Genomic DNA, 22,586 nt, shown 5'->3' with positions numbered 1-22,586 from the left:
ATCGAAATTCAAATGCACTCATTTAAAAACATACCCTGCCAATAGAACAACCATCTGAGCAATCAAGCACGTACCACCGAGCACATCTCCGGTGATTCCACCTATCTTCTTCTCAGAGATCTTAGAGACTGCAAATCCCACAAGCCAAGATAAAGAAAAGCTAACTAAGAATGCAATATAGTTGGTGAATATCAGCGGAGTGAGGAACATAGAGGCATAAAGAGTATAAAACTTTTCATAGGGAAATAGCACTGCACCGAGTCCTGTTGATTTCGCTGGTTTTGAAAAGACAAGGAGCACATCCATAGCGTACCTTCCGAAAACCGAAGCGAAGATGAAGTGATACCAATTCAGAGTGGGTAAAAGTTCGTAAAAAAGTATGACATAAAGCGTGCCGTAAAAAACAGCGAATGGGCCAACGTTACCTTTGGACATTATCTCAAGGCGTCTTTCTTTGTTCGATTGGTTCAAAAAACCATCAAGCATATCGAGTAATCCATCGAAGTGGAATAGATCAAAAAAGTAAAATCCCAACGCAGTTGAAAGGAACAAAATCGGCAGTTTGAAATCGCTGAACTGTTTTGAAAGAAAATTGCCAAGCCCGTAAATAAGCCCGGGAATGTACCCGACGGCGGGGAAGTATATGGGAACACGCTTTATTCTCGCTTCCCAGCTGTCTAAGTTTTTAATTTTCACCGGTATTCTGGAAATAAAGGACAAAGACAAGGCAAGGTCTGAGACGAAATCATACAATTTTGGCTTCTCTTCCATGATTTAAACTCCCCATCTGTTGTCTTTGAATTCGTTCCAAATCTTCAAGGATTCTTCGAGTTTTTCAGCATCGAATATCTCAAAACACAAATATCTGGTTTTGAATAACGTGTCAGAAAGCAATTCGTGTACTTTTTCAAGTGTTGCAAAATCAAGCACTTCGTGGTCTTTATCACCATTGACTCCCATCATGTGGATCTCGACAACGTTGTTCAAAAATTCTTGGTCAACTGGTATTCCCAAAAAGCAATGTCCGGTGTCAAAAACCGTTCTGGAATGTTTAAAGTAGTGCTCTTTGAGATTCTCAACGCTTATCTTTGGATGATTTAACAATAATTGGAGTTCTTTGCTTTCAAAATCCCCAGTGTCAAATTCTTCAAAAGGATGCACGACGTAGTTTTCGATTTCAAAGTTGTTTTCGAGGTATTTGAAAGCTTCGAAAACATTCGAAAGTGAATCAGTTGGCAGATGTGCGGTGTATTTTATACCCGTTTGCCTTGCGATCTCAAAGAGATAGTCTTTCTCTTTTTCAAGCAAATTGAACGTATCTTCGTCCCAAGTGTAGACGAGTAATTCGACAAACTGAATTGTTCTGAAGTTGCGAGTTATGTATTCGACATTTTCGTAGTAGGTACCCGGTATTATCCACGATGTTGTACCGATAAGTTGTTTTTCCAAATTTGTATGCACGAGCCCATCTCCTGTAGGCAGATTTTTTACTTAATTCTGATTTCTATCCCGGCCACAACAAGGTAAACTTCGCTTGCAAGTTTAGCTAACTTTGCATTCGTTTTGCCGAGTGTTTCCGCAAATTCCCTGGCTAATTTGTTTTCCGGTATTATTCCCCAGCCAACTTCGTTCGTAACAATAATAACTTCCGTTCTCATGGAAGCGAGAGTTTCAATGAATTTCCCAAGGTGCTCTTGTACGTTCACTTCGTAATAGTAAAGGTTACCGAGGTAAGTTGTGAGGCACTCAAAGACAACAACGTCGTACCTTCCGTCTATTGTTCGCAAGACTCGACTTACTTCCACGGGCTCTTCGTACGTATCAAAAAGGTTTCTTCTTTCCTCTTGGTGTCTTCTTATACGCTCTTTCATCTCCTCATCGAACGGTACACCCGTTGCCAAAAACGCACGGGTTTGGTATTTTAAAGCTTTATTCAATGCAACTGTACTTTTGCCTGACTTAATTCCACCTGTAACGAGTATCAAATGTTATCACTACCTTTAGAAACACCTGCACTCTCAAATGTTGCCATCTCTCTTATCATCTTGATAGCAGCCTCGATTAGAAAGATGGAGAGTGCGGCCCCAGTTCCCTCGCCAAGCCTCATATCAAGGTCGAGTATAGGCCTGAGTCCCATTTCATCGAGCAATATTTTGTGCCCCTTTACCATCGATTTGTGGCCAGCGAAGACAAAACCAGTCACTTTTGGGTTCATCTTCCATGCAATTAGCAAGCCTGCCGTTGTGGGAAAACCGTCCACAATCACAGGGATCTTGTGCTCTGTAGCTTCGAGAATGAAACCAGCCATCTCACCCATGCAAAATCCTCCGACTTTGTGAAGGATATCGATTGGATCTTCTTTTTTTGGATTATTAACTTCCAAAGCTCTTACTACCGCTTGTTTTTTTCTTTCTAAACCTTCACTGTCAAGAGGAGTGCCAATATCGAGAATTTCATCAATCGAAAAACCGAAAGCAGCAGCGATTGCGGTGGCGGTGGTAGTATTCCCTATCCCCATATCACCTACCACAAGCAGATCAGCACCTTCCTTAATTGCGTTTCGTGCTATCTTTCGCCCGAGTTCCAAGCTAGTATTTGCTTGTTCTATCGTCATTGCTGGTCCTTTTGTGAAATCCGCTGTGCCGTATCCAACTTTTGCGTTTATGAATTTCGGGTGAGCGATGTCAAAATCTCCATCCACACCCGCATCGACTACGTAAACATCCGCTCCTACGTGTCTTCCAAAGACGTTTATCGCCGCACCACCGTTTAGGAAATTGAGAACCATCTGATAGGTAACCTCTTTTGGATATGCGGAAACGCCGTTTTGAACTACCCCATGATCCGAAGCAAAGACGTAAACACGCTTATCTTTAGGCAGGTCCGGAATGACTTTGTTTTGGATAATCCCCATCTTCAAAGCGATTTCTTCCAAATAACCAAGACTTCCAACAGGTTTTGTGAGGTTGTTTAAACGTGAAATAATCTGTTCTCTGATACTAACATCCATAACGCAAGTCCCCCTTTTTTCTTAAGAATAAACAAAAAGCTTCCCAAATGACCCGAGTCATTGGGAATTGCATACCTGCAAGATCGGTCTCCCGGCTTGTGGATCGTCCTACTCTTCGCGCCTTCCCAGCCAAACGGCCAGTGGCATAGATGCGAATTTCGTCCCCACTCACGGTTGCTGGGCAGCCTCGGACTTTCACCGAAGTTCCCGGCATCATGCAGGCTGAATCTATTCATTTTTCATTTTTATTATTCTATCACATATATGTGGAAAGACAAAGTTCTTTTTTCATCATATGTTGTCCAAAAAACAAGAAAAATCTCTCTTTTATCATCGGGAAGGATGAATGATAAGTTATACTTGAAAGTACTTCGTGTTATAATTGAAAAGTGAAGCATTATTACAGAAAAAAGGAGGTTGAGGTGGAGATGAAGGCTCTAAAACGTGTATTTGATTTAGTACTCGTAGGAGTGTTATTTTTGCTTTTGATTACTCTCTTGGGCTCGTGTAATAAACAGTCCACACTTCGCATTTACAATTGGGCGGATTACATTCCAGAAGAAGTAATTGAACAATTTGAAAAGGAGTACAACTGCAAGATCATCTACGACACCTACGCTTCGAACGAAGAGATGTTCGCAAAAATCAAAGCGGGCGGAACTGGGTACGATATCGTCTTTCCTTCTGGTGATCACGTGAAGATGATGATAAACGAAGGGCTGTTAGAAAAGCTCGACTTGAACAAAGTCCCAAACTTCAAGAACATTGACCCGCTTGTATTAGCGAAAACAACGTACGATCCAAACCACGAGTATTCCGTGCCTTACATGATGGGAACTACTGGCTTAATAGTTAATAAGAAATATCTCAAAGACTACGAAAAATCCTGGAGCATATACGAACGTTCGGATTTAAAAGGCAAGATGACGCTTCTTGATGATATGCGTGAGGTCTTCGGAGCAGCGTTGAAATACCTCGGCTATTCTGTAAACACGACAAATCCAGAAGAGATAGAAAAAGCTAAACAAGTGATACTTAAATGGAAAGAAAACATCGTAAAGTTCGATGCAACTACGTATGCGCAAGGTGTTGTAAATGGCGAATTCTGGGTCGTGCACGGCTATCCAGAAAACGTCTTCCAGCTCATCCCCGAAGAGGAACGGGAGAATTTCGAATTCTTCGTTCCTAAAGAAGGCGGAACACTCTGGATCGATAATATGGTTATATTAAAAGATGCCAAGAATAAAGAACTTGCGTACAAGTTTATCGACTTCATCTTAAGACCGGAAATTGCTGCAAAAATCTCCGATTATTTAATGATCCCATCTCCTATAACAGATGCTGCAAAATATCAACAAGTAGAACCACTCTACACACTGAATCAACTAGAAAATTGCGAAATAATAGATTACATAGGAGAATACATTGATCTCTACAACAAAGCTTGGGAAGAGATAATAAAGTGAACAAAATGCTAACATTAAAACGGGGCTTGTGAAAAGCCCCGTTTTTTATACTCAGTCCGGTAGCACAAAATGAGACTGCTTATTGTAGAATTGTAGTAGAATCTGAAAACACTCCAGAAACACTCCAGAGGTGGTTGGATGATTAAAATTTTTAAAGAACAGGTCGAATCAGCTGTTAAGGTGTACGAGTTAGCCAGTGAACTTCAGAATATTGAAAAAGCACTAAAGAAGGTGAGAAACACTTTCCCAGACTTTACCGTCCAATCTGTACTTGTTAAGGTTGCGGTTGTGAACTCACTTTACAACACAAATATCTTTCGAGTATACGATGTCGCGCATCATATTTCAGAACTTATCGCACAAGATGGCATTGTTATTGAACCTGAATTTGTAGACAAATTGTCCGTTGTTGTCTTGAAAAACAACGGTGACGAAGGGAAGGAAAAGCACTACATCAGCTTCACTTCAGTTTTGGCACATACTTTCTTAAGCGAAAAGTTCCCAATTTACAATTCCGTTATAGCCCGCATGGTTGGATACCATGTGCATGAAGAAATTAAGGGCAACAAGAAATACGCCACGTACAGCGATTTCTACCATGATTTCTACATGCTTTTGAACTCGCTTGATTTCAAAACTTCTGTTTTTGATCTGCACAGGTACCTTTGGATTTCTGGTGAATACAGGAAATACAGCGGTTTCAGACCTTGGGAAAATCCAAACAACGAAATAAATCCTGACTTAAAGAAGGTGTTTAAGAAAAAAGGCGAGGACATACAATTGCTATTAAAAGACCTGGTAAAAGACCTTTACGGCCCTCTTTTCTTAGAATGAATCAACTCTCCATTCACCTGAATATAGAGGTCAACAAAATCACTAATCCGAATATTGAAATTCCCAAAACAACATTCATCCATGTTGGCAAACCTGAAAGTCCGTAGAAAGCTCTTATTTCTGGCAGGATTTTGAAAACGTTAATTATATCCTCCATCGTGAATCGTTCTTTTGTACCAACAGCAACAAATAGATTTCCAGCTTTCCCATCTGGTGGAAAAAACGCCACCAAATAGTACCTTCCAGTCTGCGGCAAAGTTATCCTCTTTGTTAAATGTATCCACGAATTTGTATCGGTTACAGGCTCATAAAAGGCTGTTGGTGATTCCTTAGATTTGCAAACAACTGCTCCCATTTCCGCTGGAATTTCAAATGGCAAACCATCAACTTTTGGAAACCCCGGACCTATTATTACGACAGCTGGTCTTAGCTGTATGTACTTATCCTCTTTAGGAGTGCCTACTTGGAAGTATAACTCGTCTCCTCCCTTGCCTTCAAATGTCATCCAGAGAAAAGAGTTGTCTTCCTTGAAGACTTTGTATAAAACCTGAGATATATCGATATTCTTTATCGGAATAGCTTCAGCCATGTTTGAACCCGAAAGATTTGAAACAATAGGTGCATGCGCAAATAGAACCAAATTCGGAAGGAAAAAAACTAACAAAATCAAGCTAAACACGTTTTTCACTGCCACCCCTCCAAAAAGCTACCATTCTCTAATTTGCCAGGAGGCTATTTCCAGAAATCAAAGGCAAAGTTCCTAATCAGCCATCCAATTTCCTTTGGCTTTTCGACAACGACCGCATGACCTGAGTCTGGAATGGTTATATGCACTCCCTTTTTCAAACTATTGTGTATTTCTTGGCTAAAACTCTTTGGTTTTATTCTGTCAAATTCCGCAGAAACAACGACTAACGGAAATTCTACATCCTTTATCCTGTTGAGAAGGTCATAGCTATTCAGGTTCAGAAAAGCATCAATTAATCTTTCCGCACCACGATAGTTAAAGCCATTAAGTCTTGAAGAAATGATTTGCACTAAGTTATCGAAGGAATTTATATACTTTTCGCTGTACACATCGGTAAGCCAGCTGTGAACAAAACTCTCCGGATTTCTTGTTTTTGCGCCATCTTTCCATCTCATAGCTTTGCTTTCCATAACTTTGTCCGTACGAGCGGTTGAGGTTATAATCATCATCGATTCAATGTATTGTGGATAAAAAACCCCAAAAAGCATTGCAACCTCTCCACCATAAGAGGTCCCTACAAACTTTGCTTTCTTTATCCCGAGATGGTCGAGTAATTCTTTCAAATCCTGCACGTGTCTTTCAAACGAGCATTCTTTAGTCTCTTCGCAATCAGAATCCCACTGACATCGGAAATTGTGGAAAAGCAAAGGCATCTTTTCTGAAATGTCTTTCGTAAAAAGTTTCCAAGATTCGTAGTGCATAAAGATTCCGTTGAGGAACACTAATGGAATTTTGTTGGTATGTTCAAAAGCTTTGGTGATGTAATACTCGTACTTTATTCCAACGCCATCGCTTGTTATGAAAGTATTTCCCATGATTAATCAACTCCTTTCAAATAAGACACTTTGTGTGCTATAATTTTAAAAAGTGAAAACATGGTTTTACTTCGTTTGTGTAGGAGGTGTGTCGAAATGAAAAGAGTATACGTCTTACTTGTATGTGTATTATTATTTTCTCTGCTTTTTGCAGGTCCAAAAGACTCAAAAGAACCAAATGTATCATTGCAGCTATCGCTTTATCTAACTCAAAACTTTGGTTTAAATTTTTCTCTTGGTGTTTCTGTGAATTACGAGATATCCGAAGGAAAAGAAATAAAATTACCAAAACCTAAAAAACATCCGCATGATATTGTGGTAAAGTATCCAAAGGGTAAGAGAGGTATAGAAGTCGAACTTGAGTTAACTTCAGGATTAACCTTTAAGGCTGAAAACGTTACGGTAAAGAAAATTGGAAAAAATAGGTACAGATTCGACCTTGCAAAAAGTTCTTCTATCTCGCACTTGATTATTCTGTCAGGCACAGATGTTTTCTTTGCAATAACGGCTCTACAAAATCCTTCTGGAAATGTAATGATAGCGTACTGGTACAGAAAATAAAAAGGGGGAAGAGTCCCCCTTTAATTATTCCGCCTGCTTCAATGCTTTGCCTTTCTTGCTTTCCAACCATGCATTGCGAGTGCAAATGCAATGACCGCATAAGCTATGAATTCTCGGAAAAATTCACCTATCTGTGGTTGTCCAAACAATCTGTTACCTGCACTTGGTGCCACCACGAAAAGCGTATGGAAGAGCAAAACACCAATTATTGCGTTCCATATAGAAGCCTTCCGAACAGAGGCGCCACCAACTAGCAAGGCTGCTATTGAGAACAGGCCTATTTGTTCATGGCTGTTGTACGTGTTCACCGTTCCTATATCTTGGAGATATATGACCTGCCCTATTGCTGCCAAAACAGTTGAATATATAACCGCTATGATCCTTGTCTTGTCCACATCGATACCAGCTGTTCTGGCGATGTGCATATCTTGACCAACCGCTTTAAAGTCTTGACCAAGCTTTGTTTTCAGGAGGAATGTGATGAATAAACATAGCCCAACTACAAATAGCAAAGGTACTACAAATATGCTTATGAACTTTATGTTCACAACGTATATATTATTCAACGCACCGGCAACTGTTCCGTACAGATCAACGGTATTCCTCAAACCAACACCTTGTGGTAAAAGCATTTCTGCTTTCGAAAAAGGTATGAGCGAACCAATAAAGAACAGGAATATTAACTGATAGACACCGTTGGCAAAAAAGCCAAGTATCATGGATGTTATCATTTCGCGCCCCTTAGCTCTGTTGAGTGTTAATCCAACGAGCCAACCGAGGAAGACAGATATCAAACTTGCTATAACCATCGCAAGTAGAATACCTTTTAGACCTGTGACGTTCCAATCCACAACAAAGAAAAGCGCAGCCTGAGCAGCCATAGCCCCAAGAACTATAGCAAAATTCAAACCAAGTCCTGCAATGACTGGGATGATAAGAGCGAGGACAAGAAATGTATTTCGGCTTAACCTTCGGACAACTTCGGATAATAAGAACAAAGGTGGAATCTTTGCTGCGATAACCGCTCCCAAAGTTAGTAGGAAGAAAGCTATCGGTACTATATTACCCAAAAGGATTGATTTTATTCTGCTTACTACGTTCTTTTCCATATCAATTTGCCTCCTTTGGAGCGCGTGTCAGTGCGTAAAGTATCATACCATTACTTACGATAAGCCTCATAACTTCGGTGATATCACCGCGTGTTACTTGGCTCAGCACTGGCAACGCGACTGTCAGAAGAGTTTGGAAAATTATCGTTCCCATTACTACGTTTGTTATCGTAGCTCTCCTTATCGACGCTCCACCTATCAAAATAGAAGCAACGGCAGGAAATGTCATGAAGAGCGGTGCTTGATAAAGTTGAACAAAACCGTAACTTTGGGCATAAACAACAATTCCTATGCCTGCTAAAACTGTTGATAAAATCACTGCATTCCTTCGTGCAGCTCTTGGTTTAACACCAGAACTGACTGCGTACATTTCATTCTGTCCAACTAAATCGATAGATAAGCCAGCTTTTGTTTTGAAGAATAGATATATGATGAAACACATAAAAGCAAAGAACAGAATCAAACCTGTTGGGAAGTAGAGGTCTCCGATAATTTTGAACCTTAGAAAGTTATTCAGAACCTTATCAAAATACCCTTGTAACGTTAACGTATACCTCAGTCCAACACCACCGATGGCCCATACCATCTCAGGATTTTTAAACGGGAGCACCAACCACATGATGGACATAAATGCGACGATTGAATAACCAACGTACGTTTCAACCATCATCTCTTGTCCGCGCACCTTATCAAGCAACCAAGCATATATCCATCCAAGAACCAAATTGAAAGCTATCGAGATGGCAACTGCTACAAAAAAGCCTATCGGGCCTGTTATGTGATTCTCCATAACGATAAGCATCCCCAATAAGCCGCCAATGATACCGACAGGTAAACCAAAATTTGGACCTATGCCGGCCCTAATTGTCGGAAGCATAGCGAGGACCAAAACACCGTTCATACCAATTCTTACCAAGGAATCATTTATCAAACCAGTTATAGAAACCGAAGTAAACGCAGCCAAAACAAACAAGGATAGTAAGAAAAGAATTATGACCAGTATAGGAATATCAACCTTCTTGAAAATCTGTGTCAGAAAGTTCTTAATACCCATAGCCTCACCCATTTGCCTTTACCTCCTTTAGCTCGCCAGCCATAGCCAAGCCGAATTCAACATCTGGCGCTGTTGGTGGTAGCACTGCAGCGAGCTTACCTTCAGCAACGATAGCTATTCTGTCACATATGGATTTCAGCTCTGCCAACTCACTTGAGGTAAGTACAATGGTAATACCGTGCTCTCTGTTGAGTTTCACCAAATAATCAAGAACAAGCTTCTTCGCACCAACATCTATTCCACGTGTCGGTTCTGAGACAAACAGAAGTTTCGGATTGAGTGTAAACGCACGTGCAAGACATACCTTTTGCTGATTACCACCACTGAGCCTTCTTACTGGTTGCGTGGGTCCTTTGCATCGTATATCCAATTCCCTTATTAACTTCTCGGCATGCTCTCTGATAGCTTTTCTGTCGTATATGGTTAAACCCAGGAACTTCTTTGTGAACATTCCAAATGCGGTGATAGCGGTGGCGACTATGTTCATCTCGACAGATTCATCAAGAAGCAATCCAACCCCTCTTCGGTCCTCAGAGACATAAACTATACCACTTTTCAAAGCGTACATTGGAGAGTTCAATTGGTACGCTCGTCCCATGAAGGTTACATCACCTTCGGCAGGGTAAAGTCCAAAGATACCGTTTGCAATGCCAAGTTTTCCTTGCCCTGCAAGTCCTCCAATACCAAGAATTTCTCCTTCTTTGATATCAATTGAAAAGTCTTTCACTTCCTCTCCGGGCATATGAACTTTCAAGTGCCTTATCGACATTATAATATTGTTCTCATCCATTTCCTTTTTCCTCGGTGGGAGCTCCACATTCTCTATTTTTCTACCAACCATTTTTTCCGCAATTTCGTAGACGGTGAACTCTTCTTTGTTCCCTTCAGCAACAACCTGTCCATCTCGTAGGATAACTATCCTATGAGCAACCTCTAAAATTTCATGGAGACGGTGTGAAATAAATATGATAGAAATGCCCTTTTCAGAAAGCAATCTGATAATATTCAGTAGGTTCTCCGCCTCTGATTCCGTCAAAACGGCAGTAGGTTCGTCAAGAACAAGAAGCTTCAACGTCTTTTTGTCGATTTCACGAGCTATCTCAACAAATTGCTTGTGTGCAACCGGAAGGGATGCCACATATTCCATTTCGTCAATTGAGTACATTTTAATAGTATCAAGTGCCTGCCTTGCATCTTTACGCATAGCAGGTATATCTAAAGTTTCGAGTCTTTTTCCATTTTTTCGTAGTAATTTACTGAGTATGTTTGGTCTGGTAATCTCTCTGTTGAGCTTTATGTTCTCCGTCACTGTGAATCCGGGAAGTAACATAAATTCCTGATGTACCATCCCTATTCCAAGCGACATCGCTTTAGAAGGAGAGTCTATATCAACTTTTTGTCCATCGAAAATAATCTCTCCTTCAAAGCCTCCTGTGGAATGTATCACAGGCATCCCGAAAAGGATATTCATGAGTGTTGATTTACCAGCACCGTTCTCACCAACTAATCCCAATATTTCGCCCTCACCGACTGAGATAGAAACGTTCTTTAAAACCTGGTTACCGTAGTAAAACTTAGAGATACTTCTCATTTCTAAAACCATTTTCATGCTCATCCCCCTATTCAAAGGCTTAAACTTAATTTAAAGGTGTCGGCGAGTGCCGACACCCCAATTCGTGCAGTCAAAAAAACGTATCAGAATTTGTCAACTCCGAATATAACCGATTTGTGGATGAACATGTAGTAATTCTTGTATGGATCGAGTGTTCTAACTTGAAGTTCTGCCTTTGGATATTTCTTCTTTGCTTCTTCTGTCACGATGAGTTTGATACCATTCAAATTAGTTGGGCTGACTTTCTTTTGCACAAGTGCCTTAGCAATTTCGACACCTGCTTCAACAAAGAGCATGTTCATAGGTACTGGCCATGTTGCAAACCTTCCTGCGCCACCCATTTCTATGATCTTCTGGTTTACAACTCTAAGTATGTAGGTCATATCTCCTTTTTTATCTTCTGGAATGGAAATGCCAAGTGAACCAGGGAATCCGTGTGTTGGCGATGGGCAGCATGGTTCAAGATAGTATCCACCGTGTTTGAGAATCGCTTTTTGGAGAGGTTCTTGCATTCCACAGTTCGTTGAGAAGAATCCTGTCTTTGGACCATACTTCGCAAGTTGTCTTGGGACATCTTCAAGTATGAACTGCTGAGCACCAGTCAAACCTTGTTCACCAAGTGGGTCTGGAGCGGAAACAAACACGAAGTTAATTCCCATTTGCTTAGCTGTTTTTTCCATGATATCTCTTCTCTCCGCAAGAAGCTTGTAACTCATGTGCCTTGGGAATGAGTAGTGAATTATCGTTTCGACACCCATCTTCTTTGCGAGTTCAACTATTGTTTTTCCACGGCCTGGAGTATCTACTTCGAGAATAACATCTGCCGCAGGTGAAATAACCCCTGGGTCTTCGTGTGGCACGCCAACGACGAAAACGATATCTTTCCTCATTTCTTTGACCCTTCTGATTGCTGCCGTTGTTCCGGGTACACCTTGGCATATAACAATTGCCTTAACTTGTGGGTCGTATGCCAGTTCGACGATCCTTGCTATCGTTGTTTCTTGTTCTTGCATGAATTTGTCTGGATATGTCACATGGATGATTTCTTTACCGTACTTCTTAACAACGTTTTCAGCACCCCTGTACTCATCTTCGCCTTGTGAAACAGTTCCCGTGACAACGCCTATCTTAAAACCGAGAGCAGCGTAGAGTGATGTAATAAACAAAACCGCTACAAGCAATACCATCAGTTTCTTCATACCCAATCCCCTCCCTTGGAATAGTGTGGGTCGTGATAATTATATCACAAAGTTTTGGTTGTTTCAAAATATCGGATATGAGTTAAGAAAGTTGTGAATTTTGTTAATTTATAGCTCCTGTTGTTTCTTTTCTTCTCAGTTCAAAACTGATTGCTTTTTTTCTTTAGGTGGAGAAATAAAAAACAGCTTTTGCACAAAGGAAGAGATTAAAAAGTAGAAGATGGTTATATGTTTTTCTAAATTTCATCTTCTTTATTTGCTTTTCCGGTACACCGAAAGTCCCCACAAACCTTTACCTGCTTCCAATGCTTCGCGTTGGTACCGCAAAAAGTAGTCAACGTATTTCACGTTTGGCTGAATCGTCATAACCTGAGCATAACCTTCGAGAAGAAGTATCGCATTGAACATCTTTGTTCTAATCTCATCGTCTGTTATTTGACTTGGTTTTTCAAGCCAGACGTATGCGAGCAATCTTCCATACCTATCTTTTTCTTGAACATCGAACTCCAAGTATACTTTTCTTCCTGTCAGTATTTTCTTAGTAAAGGCCTTCGCTTCCGGACCATACGGTTCAACTCTTTTCACCGGGTGGTTTGTCTCTGGAGTGTTCACACCGATAAGTCTGACTTTGTATTTTTCTCCACCTAGATCAACCTTTATCGTGTCCCCATCGATAACTTCAACCACGTAGCACGGTTTGTACTCACCTTGGTACTGAAAAAATAGCACTATCATAACTAAAATTGCAGTGAATAAGCTGCCAAGCGATACGGTTTTGACCCTTTTTGTTTTGCGAGTTTTTCGCTCAGCGGTCATTCTGCCCGACCTCCATAAGTCTTTTAATCCTCTCTTCTGGGGCAGGGTGACTATAGTACCAAATTTTGTAAAGTGGCATCGGGTTTGGATTTGATAGGTTTTCTTTTACTAACCTTTTCAAAGAAGAGATCAAATAGGTCGGTGAACCAAGCAATTTGGCCGAGTATTCATCAGCTTCGTACTCCATTTTCCTAGAAAAATAGTTCATCACTGGTTCCAAAAAGAACATTATCGATGAAACGAACATGAACGCGTACGCAAAGACTGTGTATGGTTGCGAAACACCGAATATATGCGTTTCCATGAGGAATTTGTATATAGCGTTTGTTATGAAGAAAGTAAATGTTATCAGTAGTGCATTCAATACCAGCAATTTGGGAATATGCCTTTTAGCGTGGTGCCCCAGCTCGTGACCAACAACAGCGAGAATCTCATCTTGATTGTAACTTAAGATATTGTCGAATAGTACAAGTCTTCTTGATTTTCCAATACCTGTCAGATATGCGTTCTGCTTTTTTGTTCTTTTCGAGGCATCCATTTTGTATATGTTCGGAACTTTAATGCGTGCTTTATCAAGGATGGCACGAATCTTTGATTTGAGCTCTTCGTTTTCGAGCTCAGAGAACTTGAAGAAAAGCGGAGCGATTAAAATCGGTTGGATGATCATGAAAAATATTAAGATCACAAAAGCCAAAATGGAAAGTTGCCACCACCAAACGGGAAACTTAACTAAGAACCAGATTATACCGGCGATTATCGGTGCACCAATGATGACGGCAAGGAGAATTTGTAGTATCTGGTCTCTAATAAATAGCTTAGCAGTTGTCGTGTTGAAACCGTATTTTTGCTCAATAACGAAGGTGGAATACACCTTGAACGGAAGTTCAACTACGTATTCTATCGCAGCGTATATACCAAAGAAAATAAGCGCTTGGATAATCACAGAACGTCCACTGGAAAGTGACTTATCAAGAGTTGGGAAAAGGTAAAATACATAGAAAAGGGTAAGTATCAAGGAAGTTATTTTCTCAAGCGTTGCTAGCCTGACCTTGTCTTTCAAATACCTTTTTGCCTTTTCAAAATCTTCTGGTGAAAACCTATCTTTTAAGATGTCCGGTACTCTTGCACTCGGACCTGTAGAATATCTTAAGTTAAGAACATCAAGTGCAATTTCCCAAACGTACTTTAGAATGATTGTGAATAGGAATAAAAGGAAAAAGGTATTAAGCACAGAAATCCCTCCTTAGAAATTGGAATTTTTCTTTCTCACATTGTTATTTGAAATACGTGCGCTAATAGTTTACGGTCTTTATTTCCCTAATCTTTTTATAGGGCACATTCAACTCACGTGACAGGCGTATCAACCAAGGCACCTCAAGATGGGCTTTGGTTAAGATTTCGTCGTCACTAAGAACGTGTTCTGTTTCACCATCGGCAATTATCATGCCATCTGAAAAAACCACTGTCCTTGAAAAATTTTCTAGAACAAAATCCATATCGTGTGTTATGGTTATAACAAACTTTCCAGAAGAGACGAGTGATTTTATAATCCCAGCAATTACTTGTGTGGAGTACCTATCTTGTGCGATTGTTGGCTCATCGAAAATAATCACTTTCGGTTCCATCGCAAGGATAGAGGCAAGACACAACAGTTTTCTTTCAGATAATGTGAGGTCATACGGATGTTCCTCTTCTTTTCCTTTCAGCCCCACAAGTTCAAGAGCTCTTACTGAATTTTCGTAAGCTACGTGCTTATCCTTGAAAACATTCATTGGACCGAACATAACCTCTTCGATTACTTTACTCTTAAATATCTGATCAGCTGGGTTTTGGAAAACTAAACCGACAGTCTTTGCCAATTTAGCCGCTGTTGTATCCTTGGTGTTTTGTCCAAATATCCATATATCCCCTTTCGTTGGGGTTAACAATGCTTTTAGGAGTTTGACAAACGTTGTCTTGCCAGCTCCGTTTTGACCAACAATCGCAGTAGGTCGATTGTCTATTGTAATCGTTACATCCCTAAGTACAAACTCTTCGTCTTTGTATGCAAACCACAAATTTTGAACGCTTATCACATCATCGTTATAAGTCCCACTCATGGCCTTTGAAAAACTCCCTTCAATAAGCTAACTGCATCATCGAAATGCACAGGATACAATCCGTTGGATTTTTTGAGGTTCAAAACCTTGCACAAAGAAGTGTATATAGGCTCACCTACGTGGTACTGGTCAATTTCCGGCATAGAAAAGATCTCTTCAGCTGTCCCGTAGCTTATTAACTCTCCATTGTACAAGAACAGTAACTTGTCGCAGTACTCTACCAACTTCTCGAATTTATGCTCAACCAAAATAATCGTTTTTCCAAGCTCCTTTAGTTCCAATAAAGCTTCAAAGACCTCAGTTGTACCCTGTGGGTCAAGTTGTGAAGTAGGCTCATCCAAAATAACAATGTCAGGCTCTAAGGCAAGAACACTTGCTATTGCCAACCTTTGCAGCTGACCACCGGAAAGTTCGAAAGGATTTTCTTCCCTTTTTTCCCATAGTTTGAATCTTTTCAAGACATTCTCGACCCGTTCAACTATCTCTTCACGATCGATTCCGATATTTTCAAGCCCGAAAGCCACCTCTTCGAACACCGTCATCTTTGCACCACTGATTTGCGAAAATGGATTCTGAAGTACAAGTCCTACTTTCTTGACAAGCTGTTCTTTTGGAATGTGCAGAACATCTACATCATCGATTAAAACGCTTCCACTACGTTTACCACCAAAAAATGAAGGAACAAGCCCTGTTAGGGCAAAACAAAGTGTTGATTTACCAGCACCATTCCTACCGATGATACCAATGAACTCACCTCGCGATACGGAAAAGGAAATGCTGTTTAACACTTTCTTTCCAGAAAGTGGGTATTCATAGCTCAGGTCCGCGACAACTATTTTTTCTTGCTTTGACAACCTTGCTTCATCTATACTTAAATCGTTATCCATGAAATAACCCTCCACGCGATGGCAAAGATTAAAGTTGATTTCATGATAAGTTTTATACTCTTGTCAAGCATTGTCTCGGGAATTATCTTCACAAATGTTGGCTTTCTTGAAACACCAAACCCTCGCATTTCAATTGCGATCGCCCTTTCTCTGGCTTCAACAAGCGAGCTCAAGACAAGAGGACCTATGAGTGCGAAAAACGCTCTCAGTTTTTGCATTAAGCTACCTTCCGTCTCAAGTCCTCTAGAACGCTGGGCATCGATTATCGTGGAAGCTGTGGATAGCATCTGAGGAATAATTTGCAACACGGATGAGAGAATGTAGCCCAATTTCGGCGACAATCCTTTTTGAACAAGGTTTGATACCATATCAGATGGTCTGGTCGTGAGTATAAGCATTCCGAAGGCTACTATCATGTTTATCACGCGTATAATAAGAACTGTTGCGTGTAGGAAACCTTCTTTGTAAAAACTTAGTTTGCCAAGTGTAAAAATCAACGTTGCATTACCCTGATAGAACATACCTTGAATTATCAACATTGTCGTAGAGACAACTAAAGCTGCATTTATGAATCCAACCATGTTTTTCAAAACGCGTGCTAGAACTGCAATTATTAAGGAAATTAAAAGAAAGAGAAGTCCCATCCACATGGATGGGAATAAGAAAGTCAGAATGACTGAGGTAAAAGCGTACCACAATTTGGTAACGGGCTCTAGCCTATGCACTGGTGTGTTTTTCTCAACGTAGAGGCTTATCGTTCTCAAAGGTTCAACCTCCGAAATCAATCTCTCACTTTATTGTTCTTGCCTGAAGCTATATACTAGTGATTTTGGTAGTGCTTTGAAAATTCCATATGCGATGAAAACTGTCAGAACTTTATCTACTAAATCGACAACAAGTTCATCGAAGAAAGAAGCCAACCAAACACCTACATTCTTGGACCTCAGGAATGCGAAAAGTGCATCTCCCCAGACATTTCCCGTCTGACCTTCCCAGAAAATAACGTTCAGAGGTACAGAGATAACCGTCGCCACAACGGCTATGATCAAACCGCTCAGGAAAGCTCTAAATGCGTTTTCGAACATCTTTGCTTTATAAAGTAATCCAGCAGCCACACCTATACCTATGCTTGTAAGTGCGTAGATGAACGATATAGGTCCAGCTGTCAAACCGTAGATGATATTGTTGATTGCCCCGCTAAGTCCACCAACGACTGGACCAGCAAGCATGGCCGCAAGTACCGTACCTATAGAGTCCAACCACAGCGGTAGTTTCAAAGCCTCCGCAAAAAATTTACCCGCATAGTTGATGCCTACCGCTACAGGAATCAGGACAACTATCATCGTTGTGAGTCTTGAAGACCTTGCCATAATAACATCCCCCCAACTTAAGAGTCTTGAAAATTATAGAAAACCTTAAACTTTAGTCTCATATATATTGTAACATGGATCCCCATAAAATTTCCCGGTTTGAGTTATCTTAAACTGAAACAAACGTAACAGTACCTGACAAACCCGCAAGCTTCTCTCCTATGGAAGCGAAAGACATGCATTTTGGACACTAAACTCAAGTTTCTAAGTTGTTAAATGCCACTTTTATGGAGTAAACAAATTTCCATAGAAGGCAAACTCGAACTGATAAGGATACCATTCCCCTTGAAATTGGGAATGTCAACTAAGGATATAAAAGGGAACGAGAAAAAATGGAAAAAATGCTGAGCGACCACTTGCTCAGCATTTTTTGTCTGTTAAGTATCTACAACCCCACACCTCATACATTATACCAGTTGGTACGTACAAAGAGAAAATCACAATACAACACTCTTTATAAAAAGCATCATTTGTCACATCGTTAAAGTGTTTACTCAAATATCGAAGAGTGTTTTGGTATTCTTTTTCTGAAGAAAATCATAGATTCTTCTATTTGCCAAGTTTAAATATTCTTCATTAATCTCATATCCAACATAATTTCTTCCTGTCATCAATGCTGCAATCGCAGTTTGTCCGCTACCCATAAAAGGATCTAAGACGACCTCACCTTCAAAAGTATAAAGCTGAATACAACGGTAGGGAAGTTCTACAGGAAACGGTGCGGGATGTCCTATCTTTTTTGCAGACTCAGCTGGAAATGTCCAGATACTTTTTGTAAACTCCAGAAACTCTTCTTTGGATATGGTACTTTTTCGACCCTTCGGATTTTTTCTTGTAAACGTTCCCTTTGAGAAGATTAGGATGTATTCATGTACATCTCTTAGGCTTGGATTACTGGCCGACATCCAACTTCCCCACGCTGTAGAGGAACTGGCAGTTGCACCTTTGTTCCAAACAACTTCTCCTCTCATTAAAAATCCAACTTCTAACATATCTTCAATAACATACACATGCAATGGAATATATGGTTTTCTTCCCAAGTTTGCTAAGTTTATGCAAGCCCTACCTCCTGGTACAAGGACACGATACACTTCTCTCCAAACTCTTTTTAAAAAATCTCTGTACTCATTGAGAGTTAAATCTTCGTCGTATTCCTTACCAACATTGTAAGGAGGAGAAGTGACCATCAGGTGAATACTGTTATCTGGAAGTTCTTCCATATTTTCGCTACTTTTCAGAATTATTTTATTAATTACTTCGTCCGGTAAAGGTGTCTCTACGTAACTTAGATTTTGCTCCTTAGGAAGATTTGAATAAAGATTTCTGCTATAGAAAGGCGAGGAGTCATGGTTAATCCTACTTGGTGCACCAAACGCACTTGTAACTGTGCCAATTTTTCTACTGGCCATGTCAAATTACACCATCCTTTACGTACATTAAAAACAGCTCAGCAATTTTTCTATAGTCCTCTTTCGTATATCTATCCTTTAATATTTTACCACACGAGTCTTTTATTATTTTTCCAAGTTCATCCGTACTCTTCCAACTAGAGAAGAAAATCTTTTCGTCCTTTAGGGAAGTGTTGATTAATTTCGTAATCAGATCCTTCAATACTGCGTAGTTTTGTACTGTGATAAAACCTTCATCTGAGCTTTCCATAAGATAATGGTCTGATAACTTTTCGTTTCCCGCATCAAAAGGTTTAGGATTTAGCGAATAAAATCCCTGAATAAAACCAAGGTTTTTAAGGTTATCAACTGTTCTTTCATAGTTCCTCGTGATCGGGGTGTTTCCAAGCACAACTATTGGTACACTACGTTTCCCCGGATTATTCACCCTCATCATAATACATTTCCCTACAGCTTTTAACACCGTATCCGATCTTAGAAGACCAGGATTTCCTTGATGCTTTGTAAAATCTCCTATACAATCCAATACACCGTTAGGTGAATACTTCCAATTCCAAACTATTGACATTTTAACTTCGAATATGACCAAAATTTCTTCAGGTTTTAGTTCTACAGCCTTTGTTTTGGTTTTTCGATCCGTATTTTTTGCTTCTGTCGATATAGTCAGGACAATATCCGCTGGCGAGTCTTTACTAAGTCCCAAATCTTCACACACAACATTGCGAACAACACGGAAAGGTTCCTTATAATTACTTTCCTTTGCGATATCTCCTAAAACCATTTCTAAAAGATTTTTGGTCCATTCCTCAGTGTAGTTTCCTATTAAACTGTTTCTCCCTTGAACGACGGTATTTCCTTTTTGAACATTTCCAGTTTTAGGCCAAAATGCATAGTATGTGTTTTGTTCTTCATCTTTGTAAAATATCTTTTTCAGAAGTTTTTCTCTTAATTTTTCTAAGTTGGTATCTTTTTGGTTTTTATATTTTTTAATCTGATGCTCAATTTGTGTGATATAGTTTTCGAAAAATTTCCTTTCTGCATCCTTGTTCCATAAAAATTGTTCTCTAACCAATTTCTCACAACCCTTCTGAATTTTTCTTCCTATCAACTCTGATAAACTATAAATTCCCGTAAGCCCATCGAAATAGCTTTTGAAAAAGAAGAGAAAATCCTCTTCACAAGTATAAGACTGATGAAATAGCAACAAAAGAGTACAAATTAGGTCATTTAAGTTAGTGCTTAGTGAAATCACGAAACAGAGCGTAGAAAAACTCTTTTCTAATTATACCACACTCCAGCTTCTGTTTCAAAATTTGTACAAAATCTACTTTACAACTCAATACCATATGGTATAATAAATTAGGAAAAACTAAGTAGATAATATTAGATAATTTTCGGAGGTGTGATTATGCTCTTACAAGTGAAAGATTTGGTGGCTAAGTTGAGAGAAGAAGAAAAGATTATACTTAAAGGTGTGAACTTGGAAATAGGACGAGGAGAAGTTCATGCGATAATGGGGCCAAATGGATCTGGTAAATCAACACTGGCAAACGTGATTATGGGAAATCCAAAGTACGAAGTAGTTTCTGGAGATATATTGTTTGAAGGAGAGTCGATACTGGATTTAAGAACTGACGAAAGAGCCCAGAAAGGCATCATGATGACGTTCCAAAATCCATATGAAATTGAGGGTGTCAAACTTGACCAACTGCTTTTGATTGCTTACCGCAAACTGCACGGGGAAGATAAAACGTTCTTCCAACTTGATAAAGAGATGAAGGGGCTTTTAAATGAAGTTGGACTCCCAACGGAGTTTTTAGAAAGGTTTGTTAACCTTGGCTTTTCTGGTGGAGAGAGAAAGAAGGGTGAGATTCTTCAAGCAAGGTTTTTGAAGCCCAAGCTCTTAATTTTAGACGAGATAGACTCAGGGCTTGATGTTGATGCTCTGAGAATTGTCGCAGAACAGATCAACAAGCTCAGAGCCGAAGGAACATCTCTGCTGATAATCACACACTATGCGAGGATCCTCAACTACATAGATGTTGACAAAGTGCATGTGTACGTCGATGGAAAGGTTGCTTTAACAGGTGATAAGTCCTTAGCTTACGAGGTAGAAAAAACAGGATACGCGATAGTAAACGGCACTGCAGATGCCAATTCATCTAAATGAGGAGGGATAAAGATGAGTGACCTCCATGAACTTTTGTATGAACTAAAGAAAAAAGAAGATTTCCAGATAAAGGTAAATGTCCAGCCGGCGATAAAGCTGCCAGCTGGCTTGAATAGAAAGCTCATATACGAAATCTCCGAGGCTAAAAATGAACCAGCATGGATGACAGAGCACAGAATTAAATCGTTCGAAATATTCGAAAAATGGCACGAACCAGACTGGGGCGTTACCAGGGATGAGCTCGATTTGTCAAAAATAGTTCCGTATGTCAAACCAAATGCTAAAAAGACTACCACTTGGGAGGAAGTCCCTGAAGAAATTAAACAAGCGTTTGATAAACTCGGAATACCAGAAGCGGAAAGGAAATATTTAGCAGGCGTTGGTGCTCAATTCGACTCCGAGATGATATACAAAAACATCAAGGAAGAACTGAAGAAGATTGGAGTTATATTTACAGACATTGAAACCGCTGTTAGGGAATATCCTGACCTCGTTAAGGAATATTTCATGAAGCTCGTTCCGCCAACTGACAACAAGTACGCGGCACTTCACGGTGCACTTTGGAGCGGCGGTACGTTCCTCTATGTACCTAAAGGTGTTAAAGTACCACTACCACTCCAATCTTACTTTCTTTTTGGTAATCCTGGTGGTGGGCAGTTTGAACATACGATAATAATAGCGGATGAAGGTAGTGAGGTAACGTACATCGAAGGCTGTACGGCACCTAAATACGATGTTGTGAACTTACATGTTGGAACCGTTGAAGTTTACGTCAAGAAGGGCGCAAAGATGAAGTACCTTACAATGCAAAATTGGAGCAAGAACATGTTCAATCTTGAAATCAAACGCGCAATAGCTGAAGAAGACGCCGTTATGACTTGGGTCTCAGGCTCTTTCGGTAGTTACAAGACGATGGTGTACCCTGCAACGATACTTAAAGGAGACAACTCCGTTTCAGAAAATGTATCGATTTCATTTGCAGGACCAGGACAGCATATCGATACTGGTTCTAAGGTGATACACATAGGTAAGAACACGCGTTCTACGGTGGATGCAAGAAGTATCAGTATAGGTGGTGGCTGGTCGTTCTACAGAGGATTACTCAAGATAATGGAGAGTGCAAAAGGCTCAAAAGCAAGTGTGAGTTGTACAGGGCTTATGATTGACAATAAATCAAAAAGCGACACCGTCCCGATAATTGAAGTGTACAACACGGATTCAGATGTTGGGCATGAAGCAAAGATAGGAAGAATTAAAGATGAGCAGATCTTCTACCTCATGAGCAGAGGATTAAGTGAATTAGAAGCTAAAGGGCTTATCGTCAAAGGCTTCATCCAACCAGTTGTTCAGGAACTTCCGTTTGAATATGCAATAGAATTGAACAGGCTCGTGGATATGGAAATTGAGTCTTCGATAGGCTAATCAGG

The 22,586-nt window shown here is 40.1% G+C and carries 23 protein-coding genes and 1 riboswitch; of the genes, 5 read left to right on the top strand and 18 right to left on the bottom strand.

All coding sequences use genetic code 11. The features are described from left to right. Positions 1-18: 18 nt before the first annotated feature. Genes CBS1_RS05935 through cobT form a run of 4 tightly spaced genes read right to left on the bottom strand, consistent with a single transcriptional unit; the run spans position 19 to position 3,010 of the window. Positions 19-771, bottom strand: a complete 753-nt coding sequence (locus CBS1_RS05935) for an adenosylcobinamide-GDP ribazoletransferase (protein ID WP_033192231.1) — start codon at positions 769-771, stop codon at positions 19-21. Positions 772-774: 3 nt separating this feature from the next. Then, complete coding sequence (gene cbiR, locus CBS1_RS05930; protein WP_236938356.1) at positions 775-1,461, bottom strand: cobamide remodeling phosphodiesterase CbiR; 687 nt, start codon at positions 1,459-1,461, stop codon at positions 775-777. Between the two features lie 26 nt (positions 1,462-1,487). Further along, positions 1,488-1,985: a bifunctional adenosylcobinamide kinase/adenosylcobinamide-phosphate guanylyltransferase gene (locus CBS1_RS05925; RefSeq protein WP_033192230.1), complete on the bottom strand. Its 498-nt coding sequence runs from the start codon at positions 1,983-1,985 to the stop codon at positions 1,488-1,490. Beyond that, a complete protein-coding gene (gene cobT, locus CBS1_RS05920; RefSeq protein WP_033192229.1) occupies positions 1,982-3,010 on the bottom strand; it encodes a nicotinate-nucleotide--dimethylbenzimidazole phosphoribosyltransferase in 1,029 nt (342 codons plus the stop codon). The genes CBS1_RS05925 and cobT overlap by 4 nt, the downstream gene beginning before the upstream one ends. 64 nt (positions 3,011-3,074) lie before the next feature. Continuing rightward, a riboswitch (cobalamin riboswitch) is annotated at positions 3,075-3,243 on the bottom strand. Between the two features lie 195 nt (positions 3,244-3,438). Between cobT and CBS1_RS05915 the strand changes: the two genes are divergently transcribed. Both CBS1_RS05915 and CBS1_RS05910 read left to right on the top strand, forming a co-directional pair. Next, the gene (locus tag CBS1_RS05915) at positions 3,439-4,476 is read left to right on the top strand and encodes an extracellular solute-binding protein (RefSeq protein ID WP_033192228.1); all 1,038 of its coding nucleotides are present in this window, start codon (positions 3,439-3,441) and stop codon (positions 4,474-4,476) included. A gap of 138 nt (positions 4,477-4,614) precedes the next feature. Continuing rightward, complete coding sequence (locus CBS1_RS05910) at positions 4,615-5,310, top strand: hypothetical protein (RefSeq protein WP_033192227.1); 696 nt, start codon at positions 4,615-4,617, stop codon at positions 5,308-5,310. A gap of 13 nt (positions 5,311-5,323) precedes the next feature. Here CBS1_RS05910 and CBS1_RS05905 read toward each other — a convergent pair whose 3' ends face one another. Continuing rightward, positions 5,324-5,998: a hypothetical protein gene (locus CBS1_RS05905; RefSeq protein ID WP_033192226.1), complete on the bottom strand. Its 675-nt coding sequence runs from the start codon at positions 5,996-5,998 to the stop codon at positions 5,324-5,326. A 44-nt stretch (positions 5,999-6,042) separates the two neighbouring features. After that, positions 6,043-6,873, bottom strand: coding sequence for an alpha/beta fold hydrolase (locus tag CBS1_RS05900; RefSeq protein WP_033192225.1), 831 nt, complete (start codon positions 6,871-6,873; stop codon positions 6,043-6,045). A 96-nt stretch (positions 6,874-6,969) separates the two neighbouring features. Between CBS1_RS05900 and CBS1_RS05895 the strand changes: the two genes are divergently transcribed. After that, entirely contained in the window at positions 6,970-7,434 is a 465-nt protein-coding gene (locus tag CBS1_RS05895; protein ID WP_033192224.1) for a hypothetical protein, read from the top strand. A gap of 38 nt (positions 7,435-7,472) precedes the next feature. Here the strand turns inward: CBS1_RS05895 and CBS1_RS05890 are convergent, their stop codons facing one another. The 12 genes from CBS1_RS05890 to CBS1_RS05835 form a co-directional block, all read right to left on the bottom strand. Further along, complete coding sequence (locus CBS1_RS05890) at positions 7,473-8,543, bottom strand: ABC transporter permease subunit (protein ID WP_033192223.1); 1,071 nt, start codon at positions 8,541-8,543, stop codon at positions 7,473-7,475. Position 8,544: 1 nt separating this feature from the next. Continuing rightward, positions 8,545-9,609 (bottom strand): ABC transporter permease subunit, encoded by a 1,065-nt coding sequence (locus tag CBS1_RS05885; protein WP_090222081.1) that lies wholly within the window; start codon positions 9,607-9,609, stop codon positions 8,545-8,547. After that, a complete protein-coding gene (locus tag CBS1_RS05880) occupies positions 9,602-11,206 on the bottom strand; it encodes a sugar ABC transporter ATP-binding protein (RefSeq protein ID WP_062946241.1) in 1,605 nt (534 codons plus the stop codon). The genes CBS1_RS05885 and CBS1_RS05880 overlap by 8 nt, the downstream gene beginning before the upstream one ends. A gap of 86 nt (positions 11,207-11,292) precedes the next feature. Next, positions 11,293-12,408, bottom strand: coding sequence for a DUF3798 domain-containing protein (locus CBS1_RS05875; protein WP_033192221.1), 1,116 nt, complete (start codon positions 12,406-12,408; stop codon positions 11,293-11,295). Between the two features lie 252 nt (positions 12,409-12,660). Next, positions 12,661-13,224, bottom strand: a complete 564-nt coding sequence (locus CBS1_RS05870; RefSeq protein ID WP_033192220.1) for a thermonuclease family protein — start codon at positions 13,222-13,224, stop codon at positions 12,661-12,663. Continuing rightward, positions 13,214-14,455 carry a M48 family metallopeptidase gene (locus CBS1_RS05865; RefSeq protein WP_033192219.1) on the bottom strand — a complete coding sequence of 414 codons (1,242 nt, stop codon included), beginning with the start codon at positions 14,453-14,455 and terminating at the stop codon, positions 13,214-13,216. The genes CBS1_RS05870 and CBS1_RS05865 overlap by 11 nt, the downstream gene beginning before the upstream one ends. A gap of 61 nt (positions 14,456-14,516) precedes the next feature. After that, positions 14,517-15,323, bottom strand: a complete 807-nt coding sequence (locus CBS1_RS05860) for an energy-coupling factor ABC transporter ATP-binding protein (protein ID WP_033192218.1) — start codon at positions 15,321-15,323, stop codon at positions 14,517-14,519. Then, positions 15,320-16,210, bottom strand: a complete 891-nt coding sequence (locus CBS1_RS05855) for an energy-coupling factor ABC transporter ATP-binding protein (RefSeq protein ID WP_052107221.1) — start codon at positions 16,208-16,210, stop codon at positions 15,320-15,322. Before CBS1_RS05855 ends, CBS1_RS05860 begins: the two co-directional genes overlap by 4 nt. Beyond that, the gene (locus CBS1_RS05850; RefSeq protein ID WP_033192217.1) at positions 16,195-16,974 is read right to left on the bottom strand and encodes an energy-coupling factor transporter transmembrane component T family protein; all 780 of its coding nucleotides are present in this window, start codon (positions 16,972-16,974) and stop codon (positions 16,195-16,197) included. The genes CBS1_RS05855 and CBS1_RS05850 overlap by 16 nt, the downstream gene beginning before the upstream one ends. Positions 16,975-17,004: 30 nt before the next feature. Beyond that, positions 17,005-17,580, bottom strand: coding sequence for an ECF transporter S component (locus tag CBS1_RS05845; RefSeq protein WP_033192216.1), 576 nt, complete (start codon positions 17,578-17,580; stop codon positions 17,005-17,007). A gap of 494 nt (positions 17,581-18,074) precedes the next feature. Then, positions 18,075-18,989 (bottom strand): DNA-methyltransferase, encoded by a 915-nt coding sequence (locus CBS1_RS05840; RefSeq protein ID WP_033192215.1) that lies wholly within the window; start codon positions 18,987-18,989, stop codon positions 18,075-18,077. A gap of 1 nt (position 18,990) precedes the next feature. After that, positions 18,991-20,061, bottom strand: a complete 1,071-nt coding sequence (locus tag CBS1_RS05835; RefSeq protein WP_052107219.1) for a hypothetical protein — start codon at positions 20,059-20,061, stop codon at positions 18,991-18,993. Positions 20,062-20,397: 336 nt separating this feature from the next. Between CBS1_RS05835 and sufC the strand changes: the two genes are divergently transcribed. Continuing rightward, positions 20,398-21,159, top strand: a complete 762-nt coding sequence (gene sufC / locus CBS1_RS05830; RefSeq protein WP_033192214.1) for a Fe-S cluster assembly ATPase SufC — start codon at positions 20,398-20,400, stop codon at positions 21,157-21,159. 12 nt (positions 21,160-21,171) lie between these two features. Then, complete coding sequence (gene sufB, locus CBS1_RS05825) at positions 21,172-22,581, top strand: Fe-S cluster assembly protein SufB (RefSeq protein ID WP_090222079.1); 1,410 nt, start codon at positions 21,172-21,174, stop codon at positions 22,579-22,581. Positions 22,582-22,586 lie beyond the last annotated feature (5 nt).

It is taken from the genome of Fervidobacterium changbaicum (genome assembly GCF_004117075.1).
GTDB classification, from domain to species: domain Bacteria; phylum Thermotogota; class Thermotogae; order Thermotogales; family Fervidobacteriaceae; genus Fervidobacterium; species Fervidobacterium islandicum.
This window is presented reverse-complemented; position numbering and strand designations above follow the sequence as displayed.